Raw genomic sequence first — 17,475 nt, 5'->3', positions numbered from 1 at the left:
CTCCTCTTGTGCTCGGCCGAAGCCGTGGGTGGTGGGCTCAGGCCGAGGCGACGACGTGCTCGCCCAGCTCCCGCGACATCGCTCGGGAGATGGTGAGGAGCGCCGGGCCGAGGTTGCGAGCACCCGCCATCGACTCCAGGCTCGAGACGGAGATGGCTCCGAGCAGGTGCCCGCTGCTGTCGAAGATCGGCGTCGCGATGCAGAACAGGCCCGGAACAAGCTCCTCCCGGTCGAACGCCAGGTGGGTGCTCCTGACACCGGCCAGTTCCTTCCGGAACAGCGCCACCGAGGTGATGCTGTGACTCGTCCGAGCGATCAGGCCCCGCTGTATCACCCGGTCGCTCAGCGCGGGCGGTGAGAACGCGAGGATCGCCTTCCCTAGCGCGGTGCAGTGGATCGGGTATCGCTCACCGGGGCGGGAGACCGTGGGGGCGTCCGGGGCCTCGATCTTCTCGACGTACACGATCTCTAGGCCGTGCGCGACCGCGAGATTCACCGTCTTATGGGTGATGTTGTAGAGGTCGTCGAGGAACGGGCGGGCCACGTCGGCTAGCTCGTTCTGCAGCGGCACCGACTTGCCGAGCTCGAAGATGCGCATCCCGAGGCGGAGCAGGCCGTCCTCGGTGCGCTCTAGACCACCCCAGGCCACTAGCTCGCCGATCAGCCGGTGTGCGGTGGACTTTGGGATGCCGGCGCGGCGAGCGATCTGGGTCAGCGATAGCTCGCGCTCCCCACGCCGGAAGGTGTCGAGCAGAGAGAGACCTCGGCGCAGCGAGGTCTCCCCACGGACGCCAATACCGGCGACATCGTTCCGCATCTCGGAACCTCCTCTCGCGTGATCTGCGGAGCTCGAGGCCGAGTCTGCTCCGAGCGGACGCCGGTGACATCAAACGTTCCAACATGCAGAACTCTTGTGGTCCGGCGTGACTGGCGTCACGAAGGGTGGCTCGTGGGTCGCAACGGCATGTGCCGGCCGATCTCCACCAAGCGAGCGAGACAAGGGAGACGCATCCCGATGGACGAGGTTCTTTACGAGGTTCGGGACCACGTCGCCTACGTGACGATCAACCGTCCCGAGCGGCGCAACGCCCTGGATACCAAGACGACCAGGACGCTCATCGAGCGGTTCACCGAGGCCGGCGAGGACTCGGACGTGTGGGCTATCTCGCTCACCGGCGCCGGCGACAAGGCGTTCTGCGCCGGCGGCGACCTCAAGGAGTTCGACGAGATCGCCCGCAGCGGCGGGCGCTTCCCCATGCCGATGACGGGCGTGGAGCGGAACCTCTACGAGGTGGTCCTCGAGACCTACAAGCCGGTCATCGCCGTCATCAACGGCGCCGTCCTCGCCGGTGGCTGCGAACTCGCCCTGGCCTGCGACCTCAGGATCGCCGCCGACCACGCCGTGATCGGCATGCCGGAGGCGAAGCGCGGCATGGGCGCGAACTACGCGACCGTGCTGCTGCCGCGCCTCGTCCCCCGCGCGGTCGCCCTCGAGATGCTCTACACCGGCGACCCCCTCTCCCCGGAGCAGGCCCTGCACTGGGGTCTGTTCAACCGCGTGGTTCCGCGGGAGGAGCTTCCCGACGCGGCGGAGGGCCTGGTGCGCCGGATCGTTGGCAACGCACCCCTCACCCTCCGCCGCTACAAGGAGATGACGACGAAGGGCTGGGAGCTTCCGGTCCACAACGCCCTTCGGCTGAACGTCGGCCCCAACCCCTACCTCAGTGAGGACCGCGAAGAGGGCATCCGCGCCTTCGTGGAGAAGCGGCCGCCGCGGTGGACCGGCCGATGATCTCGGGCCCCATCCGACCCACCCCCATGACCTCCCGGGAGGAACAGTGACACCCACCACCTTCAAGCGGGCCGCTGTCGCGGCCTCGGCCCTGGCGCTCGCATCGACCATGGCTGCCTGCGGCGCCGATGCGGCCAGCTCCTCTTCCGAGTCGGGCGACGGCGGCAAGTGCGTGCTCACGCTCGGCACCCTCGGCCCGCTGACCGGCCCGGCGGCCGACTTCGGCCTGTCGATGGAGGCCACCACCAAGTTCGTCGCATGGGAGGCCAACCAGGCCGGGGGACTCAAAGTCGGCGACCAGACCTGTGAGGTCGACGTCGCCAGCCACGACACCGGCTACACCAGCGCCGGCGCGGCCAACGCCGCCACCGAGTTCGCCTCCAAGGGCATCAAGTTCGTCGTCGGGCCGCTGGGTGCCACCGAGGTCACCGGCATGAAGCCGGTCGCCGCTCGCTACCACATGCTGCTGGCCGCCAACGGCTTCGGCCGGAACGCGCTGGAAAAGAAGTATCCGCTGGTCTTCCACCTCGGCCCGGGGCCGTTCCAGTGGGCTGGTCCGATCATCGACGAGGCCGCGAAGAGCTTCAAGTTCCAGACCGTGAAGGTCATCGCGCCCAACGACCAGAGCGGTGACGACATCGCGATCGTCAACGAGGAGGCCTTTAAGAAGCGCGGCAAGGACGTCACGCGCGACTCCTACCAGCGCGGCACCCAGGACTTCGCCCCGATCGTGTCCCGGCTCCTGCGCGGCAACCCCGACCTGATCGACTTCGCGTCCAGCCCCGCGGGCGACGTCGGCACCATGATCAAGCAACTGCGCGACGCCGGCTACGACGGCGTCTTCTCCCGCCTCGGCGGCGACAGCACCGCGGAGATCACCCGGGTCGCCGGGCGGGAGAAGATGCGCGACTTCTTCTTCTACGCGCCTGTCGACTTCGCCGACCCCCGCGTCCAGGAGATCCTCCCGAAGTTCAAGCAGGCGACCGGCATGGACGCCACCGGCATCGCGCTCGGCTGGATCCCGGGTGCTCGCGCCCTGCTGGAGTCCATCAGCAAGGCCGGGACGATCGACGACGCCGAGGCGGTCGCCAAGATCCTGCGCGAGAACGACCTCAACGACGACCTCCTGGGCCAGGCCGTGTGGACCGGTGAGGAGGAATTCGGTGTCAACCAGGAGATGACCTGGCCCTTCTACATGGGCCTCATCAAGGACGCCCAGGACCCCACCTACACCAAACTGACCCCGGAGCAGTGACCCACGGGGGGCGGGTGTCGGCCACCGGCCGCCGCCCGCCCCACCGGGTCGGAAAGCGACCTTCCCGATGAATGAGATTCTTCAGGCCCTGATCGGGGGTCTGGCCAGTGGCGCTCAGTACGCGCTGATGGCGCTCGGGTTCTCCCTCGCCTTCGGCATCCTGCGAGTGATCAACTTCGCCCACGGTGCCTTCTACGTCGTCGGCGGCTACGCGGCCTACTGGCTGACCCACGAGCTCGGCCTGCCGTACCCCGTGGGCGTGGTGGCTGCGGTGCTGGTAACCGCCGCCATCGGCTACGCGTTCGAGCTGTTCATCATCGAGCGTCGGATCGACGACCACCTCGCCACCATCGTCCTCACGCTCGGCGCCTCGCTGATCGGCGGCGCGTCGATGTTGGCTCTCTTCGGGGCGCAGGCGATGCAGTTCGGGGGAGCCCTCTCCGGCACCTTCAACGTCGGCGACGTCTACCTCCCGAAGGCGAGGGTCTTGACCATCCTGGTGGCCGCCGCCGCCATCTTCGCGGTCTACCAACTGCTGTACCGCACCCGGCTCGGCAACGCATTGCGGGCGCTGACCGACGACCGCGAGATGGCGATCTCCATGGGGATGCGGCCCAAGGTGCTCTTCCCCCTGGCCTTCGCCATCGCCACCGGGCTGGCCGGCCTCACCGGCGCCCTGGTGACGCCGCAATTCTCCCTCGCCCCGTTCGTCGGCGAGCACGTGCTGATGATCTCCTTCCTCACGGTCATCCTCGGTGGCTTGGGCAGCCTGCCGGGCGCGGTGATCGCCGCGATCCTGGTCGGCCTGGTGGAGTCGTTCGTCGGCGTGTACGTCGGCGGCTCGTGGGCGCCTCTCATCCTCTTCAGCGGGATCCTCGTGCTGCTCGTCGCGCGGCCGTCGGGTCTCCTCGGACACAGGACCGTCAATGCCTGAGACCACCATCCAGACCCCCGTCCGCCACCGTCTCGCCGCCGGCTGGCACCGCAACTCGCGGACTGTCCTGCTGGTGCCGCTCGTCACCCTCGCGCTGGTCGCCGCCACCTGGGTTACGCCGAAGATCACCGCCGACCCGTTCCTGCTCTCGTTCGTGCCCACGGTGCTCGTCATGCTGCTGGCGGCCCTGCACGTCTGGCTGCTGCTGCGGGTCGACCTGCTGTCGTTCTCGTCCCCAGCCTTCATGGCTGTCGGCGGCTACGTGCTCGCCCTCGTCGCCATGAACCTGACGACGAACGCGATCGCGCTGATCGCGCTGTGCTTCCTGATCCCCGCGGCGATCGCCCTGCCACTCGGCCTGGTGCTCCTGCGCCTACGCGGGACGTACTTCGCGCTGGTGACGTTCGTGCTCGCGCAGGTCGTCACGCTCATCATCATCATCGCCGAGCGGCCGCTGGGCGGCAGCTCGGGTATCTCGGGGGTCCCGCCCGCGTCCCTGGGCGCGACCAGCTTCGGCGCCGGCGGGGACCTGGTGAGGTTCTCCGTACTCGTCGCGATCGTCGGCATCGTCATCGCAGGGGCGGTCTCGGTCTACTGGCGGCGGCACTTCGCTGCCATCGAGGAGAACGAGCCGCTGGCGGCGAGCCTCGGCCTGCGGCCCTGGCTCTTCAAGACCATCGCGTTCGTAAGCGCGGCCGGCGTCAGCGGCCTGGCGGGCCTGGTGCTGATCAACCAGCTCGGCAACACGCACCCGGACTCCTTCCTGCCGCTGAGCGCCGTCAACCACGTGGCGGCCGCGGTCATCGGCGGGCCCTCGATCATCGGACCGGCCGTGGGGGCCCTGCTGCTGGCCTGGCTCACTCACACCTTCGCCTCGCAGGCGCAGTACTCCCAACTCTTCCTGGGCGCGGCGCTGATCCTCGTGACCCTGTTCGCCAAGCGCGGCGTCACGGGGCTCGTGCAGGACGGCTACACCTGGGGGCGGCGCCGCGTCGGGAAGCCGGCGGCCGCAGCCGCCGAGGAGGAGACCGCGGACGACGCCCTGCCAGCGCCCCGCAAGGCGTCCGAGGCCGCACCCTCCGGACGGGTCGAGACCCCCACCGGCGATCCGCTGCTGGTCGTGTCGGGCCTGTCGAAGCGGTTCGGCGGCGTGGCGGCCGTCGATGGCATCTCCTTCGAATTGCGCGCCGGGGAGGTGCTCGGCGTCATCGGCCCCAACGGCGCCGGGAAGACGACGCTGATCAACATGGTTAGCGGGGCGATGCAGCCCAGCAGCGGGACGGTGACGCTCCGCGGCAGCAACCTGACCGGCCGCTCTCCCCAGGAGGTGAGCCGCCGAGGCGTCGCACGCAGTTACCAGCAGACGTCGGTGTTCGCCAGCGCCACGGTGCGGGAGAACCTGGCCCGCGGCAAGGCCTTCAGCAAGCGGTGGGTCAGCGACGAGGAGCTCGGCGGGCTGCTCGCCCTCACCGGACTCGACCGGCGCCTGAACGACCGCGCTGGCGACCTGCCCTACGGCCTGCAGAAGCTCCTCGGCCTGGTCCTCCCGCTGGCCACCTCGCCCGATGTCGTGCTGCTCGACGAGCCGGCCGCCGGCCTGGAGTCCCGCGAGCGGGTCCGGGTCGACGAGCTGGTCGACTGGGCGGTCTCCCGCGGGTGCGCGGTCCTGCTCGTCGAGCACGACATGGATCTGGTCCGCCGGATCTGCCCGCGGCTGCTCGTCATGGACACGGGCCGAGAGCTCGCCGTCGGCGCCCCCGCCGACGTGCTGGCCATGCCCGAGGTCGTCACCGCCTACCTCGGCGTGCCGGACGACGAGGCCACCGAGGCCATCGAGGCGCTCGAGACCAGCCCTTCCGGTCCGCTCACCCGTCAAGGACGTCTCTCATGACCCAGGAACACCTGCTCGAGGCACGCGGCCTCACCGTCCGCTACGGCGGGATCGAGGCCGTCAACGCCCTCGACATCTACGTCGACCCGGGGGAGACCGTCGTTGTCGTGGGCGCCAACGGTGCCGGCAAGTCCACCATCATGAACGCGATCATGGGGCTCGTTCGCGTCCACGCCGGCACCCTCACGTTCTCGGGCAAGGACATCACCCGGGCGAGCGCGGCCAGCCGCGCGCAACAGGGCGTTCGGATCTCGCCGGAGGGCCGCCGGGTCTTCGCCAACCTGACCGTGGAGGAGAACCTCCTCGCCGGCGGCTACACCATGAAGTCGGACGAGCGGGCGGAGTCCGTCGCTTGGCTCTTCGACAACTTCCCGTTCCTCGCGAGCCGCCGGCGGGCGAAGGCCGGCACGCTCAGCGGCGGCCAGCAGCAGTTGGTGGCGATCGGCCGCGCGCTGACATCCCGCCCCAAGCTGTTGCTCCTCGACGAGCCGTTCCTGGGGCTCTCGCCCGTCGCGATCGCCACGACCAGCGAGGCGATCACGCTCGTGCAGGAGCAGGGCACCGCCGTGCTGATCTCCGAGCAGATGGCCCGCCCCGCCCTCAAGCTCGCCCAGCGCGGCTACGTACTCCGCTCCGGCCGGCTGCGCCGCAGCGGCGAGGTGGCCACCATCCGCGACTTCGCTCTCTCGGAGGACTACCTGTGACCGACGACGCTCTCACCCGGGCCGCCGCATTCGTCGCGGACGGCGACCTCACCGACCAGGCTGCCCGCCAGCACGCCCGGCTGCTGCTGGTCGACGCGATCTCGCTCGCCCTGGCCGCCGACACCGTCCCGGGCGCGACCGGCCTCTTCGAGCTCGGCGCGGGCTCCGGCGAGCACCGGGCGTGGTACGGCGGACGCCGGCTCGGTGCCGCAGACGCGGTCCAGGCCAACGCGGCCGCGGTCTGCGCCCGGTTCCAGGACGACACCGACATGAGCTCCTGGGCCCACCCCGGCAGCTTCGTCGTGCCGGCAGCCGTGGCGGCCGCCATCGAGGCCGGCCGCTCCTTCGGCGACCTTGTGGACGGCCTGATCGCCGGCTATGCCACCACCGTCTGGCTCGGCGCCGACGGCGTCGTTCCGCTCGGGATGATGTCGGCCGGCCACCGGCCCAGCCCCACCTTCGGTCCCATCGGCGCCGCGGCGGCCGCCGCCCGCGCCCTCGGGCTCGACGCCGCCCGGACGACGCATGCCCTCAGCGGCGCCATCCTGGTCGGCCGCGGCTCCCTGCACAGCGTCGGAGCCGGTGGCGAGGACTGGCGGCTGCACAACCCCAGCGCCGCCCGGGACGGGTTTGCCTACGCCCTCGCCGCCGCGGCGGGCATGACCGCCGGGCCGGGTGCGCTGGACGCGCGGTTCGGCTTCCTGCGGATGTTCGGACAGGTCTCCGAGGTTCCTGAGGCGCTGTGGACGCCGCCGGGGGCCTCGCTCGTGCTCAACGTCTGGATGAAGGCGCTGCCGACGCTCGGGGACAACATGGCGGTCGCTCTCGCCGCCCGGCAGCTTCACGAGCGCAAGGTGGTGCCCGACGGCGCCGTCCGGGTGCGGATGAACGAGGACTTCGCGAACTTCCCGGGCACGCAGACGCGGCCGCCATACGCCACACTCACCTCGGCGCTGTCGAGCGTCCGGTTCGTCACCGCGCAGCTGTTGCTGCACGGGACCCTCACGTTCGACGACTACGCCCGCCGTGACGACCCCGAGATCGCCGCGCTCGCCGATCGCATCGAGGTCACGCCGGACCCCGAGCTGGACTACCTCGACGGCGTCGTGACCGTGGAGGCGGCGGACGGCACGCACAGCGTCCGCGCCTCCGAGCTCCCGCGCAGCCTGTACTTCCGTGACGAGGCGGAGCAGGTGAGGGTCGCGACCGAGCTGCACGGCGAGCGCGGCCGGGCGCTCGTCGAGCGGCTGGCCGGCGCCGACGACGACGAGCCCGCAAGGGCGGCGATCGACGCCGCACTCGACCTGTTCGAGGACTGACGCACCGCGTCCGACGACATTCCGCGACCACTTGAAGCCGCGCGACCACGTGCAAGGACGGAGAAGACATGGACTTCCTGCTGAACCGAGACCAGCGAGCGATCCAGGAGGCGGTGGCCGAACTCTGCTCGCACTTCCCAGAGGACTACTGGAAGGAGCGGGACGCCAACCTCGAGTACCCGGAGAAGTTTGTCGACGCGCTCGCGGAGGCCGGCTGGCTCGCCATCCTCATCCCCGAGGAGTATGGCGGGGGCGGCGGCACCGTGATGGACGCGGCCATTGTCCTGGAGACGATCAACCGTTCGGGCGGCAGCGGCGTCCCGGCCCACGCGCAGATGTACACGATGGGCACGGTGCTCCGGCACGGGAGCGAGGAGCAGAAGAAGCGCCTGCTCCCGAAGATCGCGACTAACGAGATTCGCCTGCAGGCCTTCGGCGTGACGGAACCGGACGCCGGCTCCGAGACTACCCGGATCCGCACGTTCGCCAGGCGCGACGGCGACGAGTACATCGTCAACGGAGCGAAGATCTGGACCTCGCGGTTCCAGCACTCCGACTACCTGCTGCTGCTGTGCCGCACGACGCCCTACGACGAGGTCGAGAAGAAGACCGACGGCCTATCGATCCTCCTGGTCGACATCAAGGCGGCCGGCGACAGCATCTCCGTGCGGCCGATCCGGACGATGACGTCGCACGAGACGAACGAGCTGGTCTTCAACGACATGCGCGTGCCGGTCGTGAACCGGATTGGCGAAGAGGGCAAGGGCTTTCGCTACATCCTCTCCGGGCTCAACGTCGAGCGGATCCTGGTCGCCTCCGAGAGCCTCGGGGACGGCTTCTGGTTCATCGACAAGGCCAGCCAGTACGCCAAGGAGCGGGTCGTCTTCGGCAAGCCGATCGGCGCCAACCAGGGCGTTGCGTTCCCGCTCGCCCGCGCCTACGCCGACCTCGAGGCCGCGAGCCTGATGCGCTACAAGGCGGCCTCCCTCTTCGACGCTGGCGGCAACCCAGGCTTCGGGGCCAACGCCGCCAAGCTCCTCGCCTCGACCGCGACGTGGGCTGCGGCCAACGCCGCCATGGACACCTTCGGCGGCTACGGCCTCGCAGTGGAGTTCGGCATCGAGCGCAAGTTCCGGGAGGCGCGCCTGCCGATGGTCGCGCCGATCAACAACAACCTCGTCCTGGCCTACATCGGACAGCACGTCCTCGGCCTCCCCAAGTCCTACTGAGCCCTACAGGCTCCTACAGAGCCCCGCGAACCGCAGAGAGAGAACCATGGACCTCAAGCTCCAGAACAAGGTCGTCGTCGTCACCGGTGGCAGTGCAGGTATCGGATTCGAGAGCTGCCTGCTCTTCGCCCAGGAGGGTGCCCGGGTGCTGATCGCCGCCCGGCGGCCCGACAAACTCGCCCAGGCAGCGGAGAAGCTCCGCAGCGAGGTCCCTGACGCCCAGGTCGACACGATCTCCGTCGACGTGACGAAGGTGGCCGACCTGGACCGCCTCGTCGACTACGTGGCAAAAACCTACGGCCGGATCGACGTGCTCGTGAACAACGCCGGAACCGGCACCTACAAGCCGTTCCTCGAGGTCACCGACGAGGAACTCGTGTACGGCATGGAAATCAACTTCTTCGCCCAGTTCCGGCTCATCCAGCGATTCACGCCCATGATGATCGAGCAGGGCGGCGCCTCCATCGTCAATGTCACGGGCAAGACCTCGGTCCAGGTCATGCCGCCGCCGTACCGCTCCTCCTGCACCGGTCCCGCGAAGGCCGCCGAGAACCGGCTGACGCGGGTGCTCGCCACGGAACTCGGCGAGCACAACATCCGGGTCAACGCCGTCGTGCCCGGGCTGGTCAACACCGAAGAGCGCTGGGCGAAGTGGGAGCGCGAGATGGCCAAGCGTGAGCTGGACGAGGACGAGGCCGCCGCGACCCGCACCGAGTGGGGCAAGGGCATCGTGCGGCCGGGCCACGAGTGGGGCCGCCCCGAGGAGCTGGCGGACCTGATCGTCTTCGCCGCCTCCGACCGCGCGAGCTTCATCACCGGCGCGATCCTGATCGCGGACGGTGGGGAGGACCGGTCTTGATGGGCTGGACGATCCAGGCTCTGCACGTGGGGACCCTCGTCGACTTCCCGCGGGCGGCGCTCACCTACCACCGGGGCTTCGGCGAGGTGCACGACGTCGCGATGATCATGTTCCTGATCACCGGCGGCCCGCACCCCGTCATCGTCGACACGGGCACCGGCGACGAGGAGACCACCCGCCGGCTGCATGGCTACACCCTGGAGCGCACGCCCGCCCAGCACCCGCTGGCCGCGCTGGAGGCCGCCGGCGTCGACCCGGCCGACGTCGGTACGGTCATCAACACCCATCTGCACTGGGACCACTCCTCGAACAACCACGTGTTCCCAAACGCTCGCATCGTGGTGCAGAAGGCGGAGCTGGCCTACGCCGTGGACCCGCTGGAGCCCAACCTCGCCGCCTTCGAGCGGCAGCCAGGGGTCACGCCGGCGTGGGTAGAGGCGCTGGGCCGCACCACCACGGTCGAGGGCGACGTGGAGATCCTCCCGGGTATCTCCGTGGTGCACCTGCCTGGCCACACCCCCGGGTCGCAGGGCGTGCTCGTCGACGGGGCCTCCGGTCAGCGGCACCTCCTCGCCGGTGACTGCGTGGACCTGCACGCCAACTGGCAGGGCGACGCGAAGCTGTCGCGCATCCCGTCCGGCTCGTTCACCGACCTCGCGGCGTACATGGAGAGCTTCCGGAAGATCGAGCGGCTGGGCGTCAACGTCATCCCCAGCCACGACGTCGAGGTGGTCAAGCAGGGGACGTTCGCATGATGGGCTCACTCGACGGCGTCCGGGTCATCGACGTGACGATGAGCGTCGCGGGCCCCTTCGCGACCCAGATCCTGGGAGACCTCGGCGCCGACGTGATCAAGGTCGAGCGCCCGGACGTCGGCGACGACACCCGCAAGTGGGGGCCACCCTTCTGGGAGGGGGAGAGCTGCTCCTTCATCAGCCTCAACCGCAGCAAGCGCAGCGTCGTGCTCGACCTCAAGACGGAGGAGGGCCGTGAAGACTTCCGTCTGCTCGTCGACTCGGCCGACGTCCTGGTGCAGAACCTGCGCCCGGGCTCGCTCACGAAGCTCGGCCTCGGGCACGAGGAGATGCGGGCGCGCAACCCGCGGTTGATCTACTGCGACATGACGGGGTACGGCGGCCGCGGGCCGCTCGGCGACGCCCCGGCGTACGACCCGCTGATGCAGGCCTTCTCCGGCCTGATGAGCATGACGGGCGAGGACGGCGGCGCACCGGCCCGCATCCCAGTCTCGGTCCTCGACCAGGGCGCTGGCATGTGGACTGCGCTCGCCGTGATGGACGCGCTCCGCAACCGTGATCGCACCGGCGAGGGAACGCACGTTGAGACGTCGCTGATGGAGACGGCGATGATGTGGATGCCCTCGCAGCTCACGGGCTACTTCGCGGCGGGCGTGATCCCGCAGCGGCTCGGGTCGGGGACCGTGGGCATCTACCCCTACGCGGCGTTCCCGACCGCCGACAACTGGATCATCATCGCGGCCGGCAACCAGAGCCTGTGGGAGCGGCTGTGCCGCGCCATCGAGCGCGAGGAGCTGATGGAGGACGAGCGGTTCCTCCTCAACCCCGATCGCGTGGCCCATCGCGAGGAGCTCTTCGAGGAGCTCGCCCGCACGCTGCGCGAGCGGCCGTCTGCCGAGTGGCTGGAGAAGCTCGCGTCGGTCGGCGTGCCCAGCACGCCGATCCAGACGCTGGACCAGGTGGTGCGCGACGAGCAGGTGCAGGCGATGGGGATCCTCCCCGAGATCCCGCACCCCCGGATTGAGGGGTTCCGGACGATCGCCCTGCCCCTGCGTGAGAACGGCGAGTACCCCGACATCAGACGCGTTGCCCCGCTCCTAGGCGAGCACACCGACGAGGTGATCGGCCCGCTGCGCGCACAGACCAGAGGAGAGGCATGAACGAGCACGACGACCGCGAGCCCCGCACCCCGGGCGTCGCGAACCCCACCATGCCGGGCGCTGCGATCGGCCCGGCCGGCTTCCCCGCCGTCGTCATCGTCGACGAGGGGATGCGCGAGGGCCTGCAGATCGAGGACGCCGGCATCCCCGTCGAGGACAAGGTGCGCCTGCTCAACTCCATGAGCGCCACCGGGCTGAAGCGGATCGTGGTCGGCAGCTTCGTCAGCCCCAAGTGGACGCCGCAGATGGCGGAGGTCGACGAGCTCGTCGACTCCTTCGACCCCCGGCCCGGGGTCATCTACACGGCGCTCGCGCTAAACGCGCGGGGAGTAGAGCGGCGCGCCGAGCGGATCCCGCCGCTCTCGCTCGACAACGCCCTCCCGGCGACCCTGGTGCACCTGTGCGACGTCTTCGTGCGCCGCAACACAAACCGCTCGCAGGCCGACGAGATTGCCTCGTGGCCGGCGATCGTGCAGAAGGCCAAGCAAGAGGGTGTCACCGAGGCTCAGATCGGGGTCAACGCCGCTTGGGGGTCGAACTGGATCGGAGACATTCCGCACTCTGAGCGGATGAGCCGGCTGCAGCAGCAGATGGACCTGTGGACCGAGGCGGGTATCGAGGTCACCAAGGTGTTCATGGGCGACCCAATGGGCTGGCACATCCCGCCCCAGGTCGAGGAGGACCTGACGGAGATCATGCGCCGCTGGCCGCAGATCCGCACCGTCCACCTGCACCTGCACAACACCCGCGGCATGGCGCCCATCTCCGCCTACTCCGCCCTCCGGACGCTGGATGACCGGTACACGCTCATCCTGGACTCCTCGATCGGGGGTATGGGTGGCTGCCCGTACTGCGGCAACGGCCGGGCGGCCGGGCTCTTCCCCACCGAGGACCTCGTCTACCTGCTCGAGGAGATGGGCTTCGCCACCGGCGTCGACTTGGACGCGCTGATCGAGACGGTGGTGCTGGCCGAGGAGATCGTCGGCCACCGCCTATTCGGGCACGTCTCCAAGGCGGGCCCGCGTCCCCGCGGCGATCGGCTCTACCCGATGGACTTGCTGTTCATCGAGACTCTGGAGGAGGCGCAGCACTTCCGGCTCGGCCGATCGGTGTACGGGGGCTGCCCGTCGCCGTGGAAGGAGCCCATCAAGAGCCCGGCGAGGCCGGAATGACGGAGCTCTCGACCTCCCGGGCCGCCGTCCGGCGACTCGACACGACGGAGGCGGTCGACCGCCTCCTCCACCCGCGAACGGTGGCGCTGGTCGGCGCCAGCGACGACCTCGAGAAGTTCTCCGGGCAGCCGCTGCGCAACCTGCGCGCCGCGGGCTATTCCGGGGCCGTCCACCCGGTCAACCGGCGCGGTGGCACTGTCGGCGGGATGCCGGCGGTGACCTCCGTCGCCGAGCTGCCCGACGGGATCGACACCGCAATGGTGATGGTTCCCGCCGCCCACTGCGCTGCCATCGTCCGCGAGCTGGGCGAGGCCGGCGTACCGACGGCGATCGTCGCGGTGAGCGGCTTCGCCGAGGTCGGTACCGAGGAGGGCCGACGCCTGCAGAAGGAGCTCGCCGAGGCGGGCCGGGAGGCCGGCGTCCGACTGGTCGGGCCGAACTGCAACGGCATCTACGAGACCCGCGAGCCGCTTCCGCTGGGGTACAACTACACGCATTCGCAGCGGCTGAGGCCCGGCTCGGTGGCGCTGGTCGCGCACAGCGGCGCAATGCTCGGCGGGTTCGTCCCCGCCCTGGAGGCCCACGGCGCTGGCATCAGCGCGTTTGTCTCGTGCGGCAACGAGGTCGACCTTGAACTGACCGACTACGTCGAGTACTTTGTCGACGATCCGCACACTCACGTGATCGCGCTCATCGTCGACGGCGTCCACGACGGCCACAGGCTGCGCCGCGCGATCGCCGCCGCTCGTATGGCGGGGAAGCCGGTCGTGGCGCTCAAGCTCGGCAACTCCTGGAGCGGGTCACAGGCAGCACAGGCGCACTCGTCGCGGATGGCCGGCAGCAAGGCGGTCTACGACGCGGTGTTCGCGGCGGACGGTGTCATCGCCGTCCCCACGCTGGAGACCCTTGCCGTCGTCAGTGCGCTCCTCGCCCACGGCCGCTCCCTGCAGAAGTCGGCGCTGATCGCGACGAGCACCTCCGGGGCAGGTGGCGTCCTGCTCGCAGACGTCATGGGGGCGCACGGCCTGACTCTGACGCAGCTGGCTCCCGACACGGTCGCCCGCATGAGCGACACGGCCGGCTTCGCGCAGGCGATGAATCCCTTCGACGTCGGCGCGGCGGGGGCGAGCACCATCTCGGCGAACCTCCACGCCCTCGCCGCAGACCCGGGCGCCGGCGGCCTGGTCTTCTACCTCACGCCCACGCCGACCTCGAGCTGGCGCCAGGCACTGGCGCGGGCCGTCGCGGACGTCGCCGTCCAGCACCCGGCCCTCCCCGTGCTTATGGTCAGCCCGGCGCCCCTTGAGTCCGATGTGGCGTCGGTCTACCGCGACGCTGGCGTGCCCGTCGTCACCTCCACACTCGACGCGATCGTCGCGCTCGAGGCGGTTGCCCGCGTCCATGTTGGCGCCGGCGGTGCGGAGGAGGCCCAGGAGCCCGCAGGACCGGCGGCCGGCCGGTCGGCGGGGGTCGCCCTGTCGGAGGCGGCCAGCCGCGCCTACCTGCGCGACCGGGGCGTCCCGGTGCCGGCGGAGGTCGTCGTCACGGGCGCCGAGGCAGCCGTCGCCGCGGCAGTGGCGGTCGGCGGACCGGCGGTGCTCAAGGCCTCGGGCGCCGGCCTGACCCACAAGAGCGAGCACGGTCTGGTCCGGCTCGGGCTCCTCGATCCCGACGACGTGCGCGCCGCCTTCGCGGACCTCGACCGCTGGGGCCGCGACCTGGACCCGGACGGCTACGAGGGCGTGCTTGTCGCGCCCATGGTCGCCGGGGGGGTGGAGGTCGTCGTCGGTGTGACGTCGGACCCGGACTTTGGGCCGATCGTTCTGGTCGGCTCCGGCGGCGTCACCGCCGAGCTGCGTGCGGACGTGGCGCTGTCCCCGGTGCCGCTGAGCCGGGAGGAGGCGGTCGCGCTCATCGAGCGCACCGAGGTCTGCCGCCTGCTCCACGGCTACCGCGGGTCCGAACGCCTCGACGTGGACGCCCTGGCAGACCTCGTCGTCGCCGTCGCCCGTCTCTCGGCCGAGAGCGCGGACGGTCCTGACGGCATCGTCGCCGTCGACCTCAACCCGGTCCGGGTGCTGCCGCGCGGATCCGGGGTCGCGGTCCTGGACGCGCTGGTCGTCACCCGCGAGCCCAACCACGGAACGGAGAGTCGCTCATGAGTGTCGCGCGCAACCTGAGGAGGGCTCTGGTCGACGGCGACCGGCAGATCCTCGGCACCTTCGTCATCGTGCCGCGAGTGGAGGTGGTGGAGGCCGCGGCAGCGGGTGGCTTCGACCTCGTGGTCCTCGACTGCGAGCACGGGCCCTTCGGGGTCGAGGCGCTCCCGCCTCTGATCGCCGCGGCCCACGGAGCCGGTATCGCGGCCGTCGTCCGGGTCGCCCGCAACGACGAGCCGAACATCGGTGCCGCGCTGGACGCCGGTGCCGACGGCGTCCTAGTGCCCCACGTGTCCTCGCGTCAGGAAGCCGAGGACGTCGTCCGCGCCTCGCGGTTCCAGCCCCACGGTGAGCGGTCGGTCCACCTGTGGGTCCGTGCGTCGGGGTACGGCCTCGAGGAGAGCTACGTGACCACGGCCGACGACCGGACCGCCGTCATCGCCATGATCGAGGGCATCGAGGCCCGGGAGCGGCTGCCGGAGATCCTCCCCACGGCCGGGATCGACGCCTTCTTCGTCGGGCCGATGGACCTCGCCGCGTCACTCGGCCTGGCGCACACGCCGTACGCCCCCGAAGTCATCGAGGCCGCCCGCGACATCGTCCAGCGCAGCGCGGAGGCCGGGAAGGCGACCGCCATCTTCGCCCCGACGCCGGAGCACGCCGCGCTGTGGCTCTCGGCCGGCGTGAAGCTCGTCGTGCTCTCCGTGGACACCCAGCTTATCCGGACCAGCTTCACGGCCGCCGTCGCGGCGGCGACCTGCCCGGCGCCCGACCCCAACCCCGTCGCCACCCCCTGAGTGAGGAAGACCATGTCCACCACAGCCACCAGCCCGAGGCCCACGGACAACCGCACGGAGACCTCCGGCCTCGTCGCCGCGATGGCGGCCTACGCCCATGCACCCCTCGGCGGGTTAAGCCCGCAGGTGTCGGAACTCACCCGCCGTACACTCGTCGACACCGTGGGCGTCGCCGTCGCCGCCCGAAACGAAGCGCCGGTGCGCATCCTCGAGACCACGCTCGGCGCGCTCCCGGACGGCCCCGCCACGGTGTGGTACTCCGGCGAGCGGACCGACGCCGCCACCGCCGCGCTGCTCAACGGCACCGCCGGGCACGCCCTCGACTTCGACGACGTCACCGACGTCGCTATGGGCCACCCGAGCGTCGTGCTCTGGCCGGCGATCGTCGCCGCAGGGCAGCAGACCGGTGCCTCGGGACAGGCGATGCTCGACGCGTACGTCGTGGGCTTCGTCGTACACGCCGCGGTCGCGAGGGCGATGGACGTGCCCGCCCACTACTCGACGGGGTGGCACTCGACCGCCACCATCGGCATCCTCGGCGCAACCGCCGGCGTCGCGCGCCTCTCCGGCCTCTCCGACGACGCGACCCGACGGGCGATCGGCTTGGCGGCCTCGATGGCCGGCGGCAGCCGGCAGAACTTCGGGACCATGACCAAGCCGCTCCACCCAGGCCTGGCCGCGCGGGACGCGATCTTCGCCGTCCGCCTCGCCGGTCAGAACTTCACGGCGGACACCGAGGAGCTCGACTCGCCGCTCGGCTACTTCTCCCGGTTCGCGCCGGGGGCCGATGTCGCTGCGGCCCTAACGGCGCTGAGCGGCACGGACGCGTTCACCGAGTCCGGCATCAACGTCAAGAAGTACCCCTGCTGCTACAACACCCACCGCACCGCCGACGCCAGCCTCCACCTGCGGGCACGTGACCACATCGACCCCGCCGCCATCTCGCGGATCCACGTGGTGCTCGAGCCGCTCGGCTTCGAGCCGCTGATCCACCACCGCCCGTGGACCGGGCTCCAGGGCAAGTTCAGCGTGGAGTACGTCATCGCCGCCGCCATGCTCGACGGCGCTGTCAACCTGGCCAGCTTCACCGACGAGGCCGTCCAGCGGCCCGAGGCGCAGGCGCTGATCGAGAAGATCACCTACGGCGTCGCGGAGACCCCTCCGTTCGGTCCCCAGGAGTGGGAGTACGCCTACTCGGCGCTGGAGGTCGAGACCACGGATGGCGTGATCCACCGCTTCCGCACCGACGTGCCCCGCGGCGACACTCGGGCACCGCTCACCATCGAGGAGCTCGACGCCAAGTTCGCGGACTGCCTCGCCTTCGGCGGTCAGGGCTGGGACGTCGCCACCCTCCGCGAGGAGCTGTGGAGCGTGGAGAGCGCGAGCCGCGTCGAGCTCGCTGCGATGTGCCCCGACGCCGCGTCCGCCGCGACCCCTGCCGAGCGCTGA

General features: G+C 70.4%; 15 protein-coding genes. 14 read left to right on the top strand and 1 reads right to left on the bottom strand.

The features are described 5' to 3' along the window. Nucleotides 1-37 precede the first annotated feature (37 nt). A complete protein-coding gene (locus ABZU69_RS22200) occupies nt 38-817 on the bottom strand; it encodes an IclR family transcriptional regulator (RefSeq protein ID WP_354966245.1) in 780 nt (259 codons plus the stop codon). Nucleotides 818-1,015: 198 nt separating this feature from the next. On the opposite strand from ABZU69_RS22200, the gene ABZU69_RS22195 reads away from it, so the two are divergent. From ABZU69_RS22195 to ABZU69_RS22130, 14 genes are all read left to right on the top strand, one after another. Next, nucleotides 1,016-1,792 (top strand): enoyl-CoA hydratase-related protein, encoded by a 777-nt coding sequence (locus ABZU69_RS22195; protein ID WP_354966244.1) that lies wholly within the window; start codon nt 1,016-1,018, stop codon nt 1,790-1,792. A 46-nt stretch (nt 1,793-1,838) separates the two neighbouring features. Next, nucleotides 1,839-3,047: an ABC transporter substrate-binding protein gene (locus tag ABZU69_RS22190; RefSeq protein WP_354966243.1), complete on the top strand. Its 1,209-nt coding sequence runs from the start codon at nt 1,839-1,841 to the stop codon at nt 3,045-3,047. A gap of 67 nt (nt 3,048-3,114) precedes the next feature. Further along, on the top strand, nt 3,115-3,981 hold the full coding sequence (locus ABZU69_RS22185) for a branched-chain amino acid ABC transporter permease (protein ID WP_354966242.1): 867 nt from the start codon (nt 3,115-3,117) through the stop codon (nt 3,979-3,981). Next, nucleotides 3,974-5,872 carry a branched-chain amino acid ABC transporter ATP-binding protein/permease gene (locus ABZU69_RS22180; protein ID WP_354966241.1) on the top strand — a complete coding sequence of 633 codons (1,899 nt, stop codon included), beginning with the start codon at nt 3,974-3,976 and terminating at the stop codon, nt 5,870-5,872. The genes ABZU69_RS22185 and ABZU69_RS22180 overlap by 8 nt, the downstream gene beginning before the upstream one ends. Beyond that, on the top strand, nt 5,869-6,576 hold the full coding sequence (locus tag ABZU69_RS22175; protein ID WP_354966240.1) for an ABC transporter ATP-binding protein: 708 nt from the start codon (nt 5,869-5,871) through the stop codon (nt 6,574-6,576). The genes ABZU69_RS22180 and ABZU69_RS22175 overlap by 4 nt, the downstream gene beginning before the upstream one ends. After that, on the top strand, nt 6,573-7,895 hold the full coding sequence (locus ABZU69_RS22170; protein WP_354966239.1) for an MmgE/PrpD family protein: 1,323 nt from the start codon (nt 6,573-6,575) through the stop codon (nt 7,893-7,895). The genes ABZU69_RS22175 and ABZU69_RS22170 overlap by 4 nt, the downstream gene beginning before the upstream one ends. A 68-nt stretch (nt 7,896-7,963) precedes the next feature. Then, on the top strand, nt 7,964-9,124 hold the full coding sequence (locus ABZU69_RS22165; RefSeq protein WP_354966238.1) for an acyl-CoA dehydrogenase family protein: 1,161 nt from the start codon (nt 7,964-7,966) through the stop codon (nt 9,122-9,124). Nucleotides 9,125-9,170: 46 nt separating this feature from the next. Next, nucleotides 9,171-9,983, top strand: a complete 813-nt coding sequence (locus ABZU69_RS22160) for an SDR family oxidoreductase (RefSeq protein WP_354966237.1) — start codon at nt 9,171-9,173, stop codon at nt 9,981-9,983. Continuing rightward, complete coding sequence (locus ABZU69_RS22155; RefSeq protein WP_354966236.1) at nt 9,983-10,738, top strand: N-acyl homoserine lactonase family protein; 756 nt, start codon at nt 9,983-9,985, stop codon at nt 10,736-10,738. Before ABZU69_RS22160 ends, ABZU69_RS22155 begins: the two co-directional genes overlap by 1 nt. Further along, complete coding sequence (locus ABZU69_RS22150; protein ID WP_354966235.1) at nt 10,735-11,898, top strand: CoA transferase; 1,164 nt, start codon at nt 10,735-10,737, stop codon at nt 11,896-11,898. The genes ABZU69_RS22155 and ABZU69_RS22150 overlap by 4 nt, the downstream gene beginning before the upstream one ends. Continuing rightward, nucleotides 11,895-13,070 (top strand): hypothetical protein, encoded by a 1,176-nt coding sequence (locus ABZU69_RS22145; RefSeq protein ID WP_354966234.1) that lies wholly within the window; start codon nt 11,895-11,897, stop codon nt 13,068-13,070. Before ABZU69_RS22150 ends, ABZU69_RS22145 begins: the two co-directional genes overlap by 4 nt. After that, a complete protein-coding gene (locus ABZU69_RS22140) occupies nt 13,067-15,232 on the top strand; it encodes an acetate--CoA ligase family protein (protein WP_354966233.1) in 2,166 nt (721 codons plus the stop codon). The genes ABZU69_RS22145 and ABZU69_RS22140 overlap by 4 nt, the downstream gene beginning before the upstream one ends. Then, nucleotides 15,229-16,026: an aldolase/citrate lyase family protein gene (locus tag ABZU69_RS22135; RefSeq protein ID WP_354966232.1), complete on the top strand. Its 798-nt coding sequence runs from the start codon at nt 15,229-15,231 to the stop codon at nt 16,024-16,026. The genes ABZU69_RS22140 and ABZU69_RS22135 overlap by 4 nt, the downstream gene beginning before the upstream one ends. A 12-nt stretch (nt 16,027-16,038) precedes the next feature. Continuing rightward, nucleotides 16,039-17,475 carry an MmgE/PrpD family protein gene (locus tag ABZU69_RS22130; protein WP_354966231.1) on the top strand — a complete coding sequence of 479 codons (1,437 nt, stop codon included), beginning with the start codon at nt 16,039-16,041 and terminating at the stop codon, nt 17,473-17,475.

Origin of the sequence: Micromonospora sp. NPDC005206 (assembly GCF_040608175.1) — a bacterium.
Classification (GTDB): domain Bacteria; phylum Actinomycetota; class Actinomycetes; order Mycobacteriales; family Micromonosporaceae; genus Micromonospora.
The sequence above is the reverse complement of the archived record's forward strand: the minus strand, read 5'-3'. Positions and strand labels throughout refer to the sequence as shown.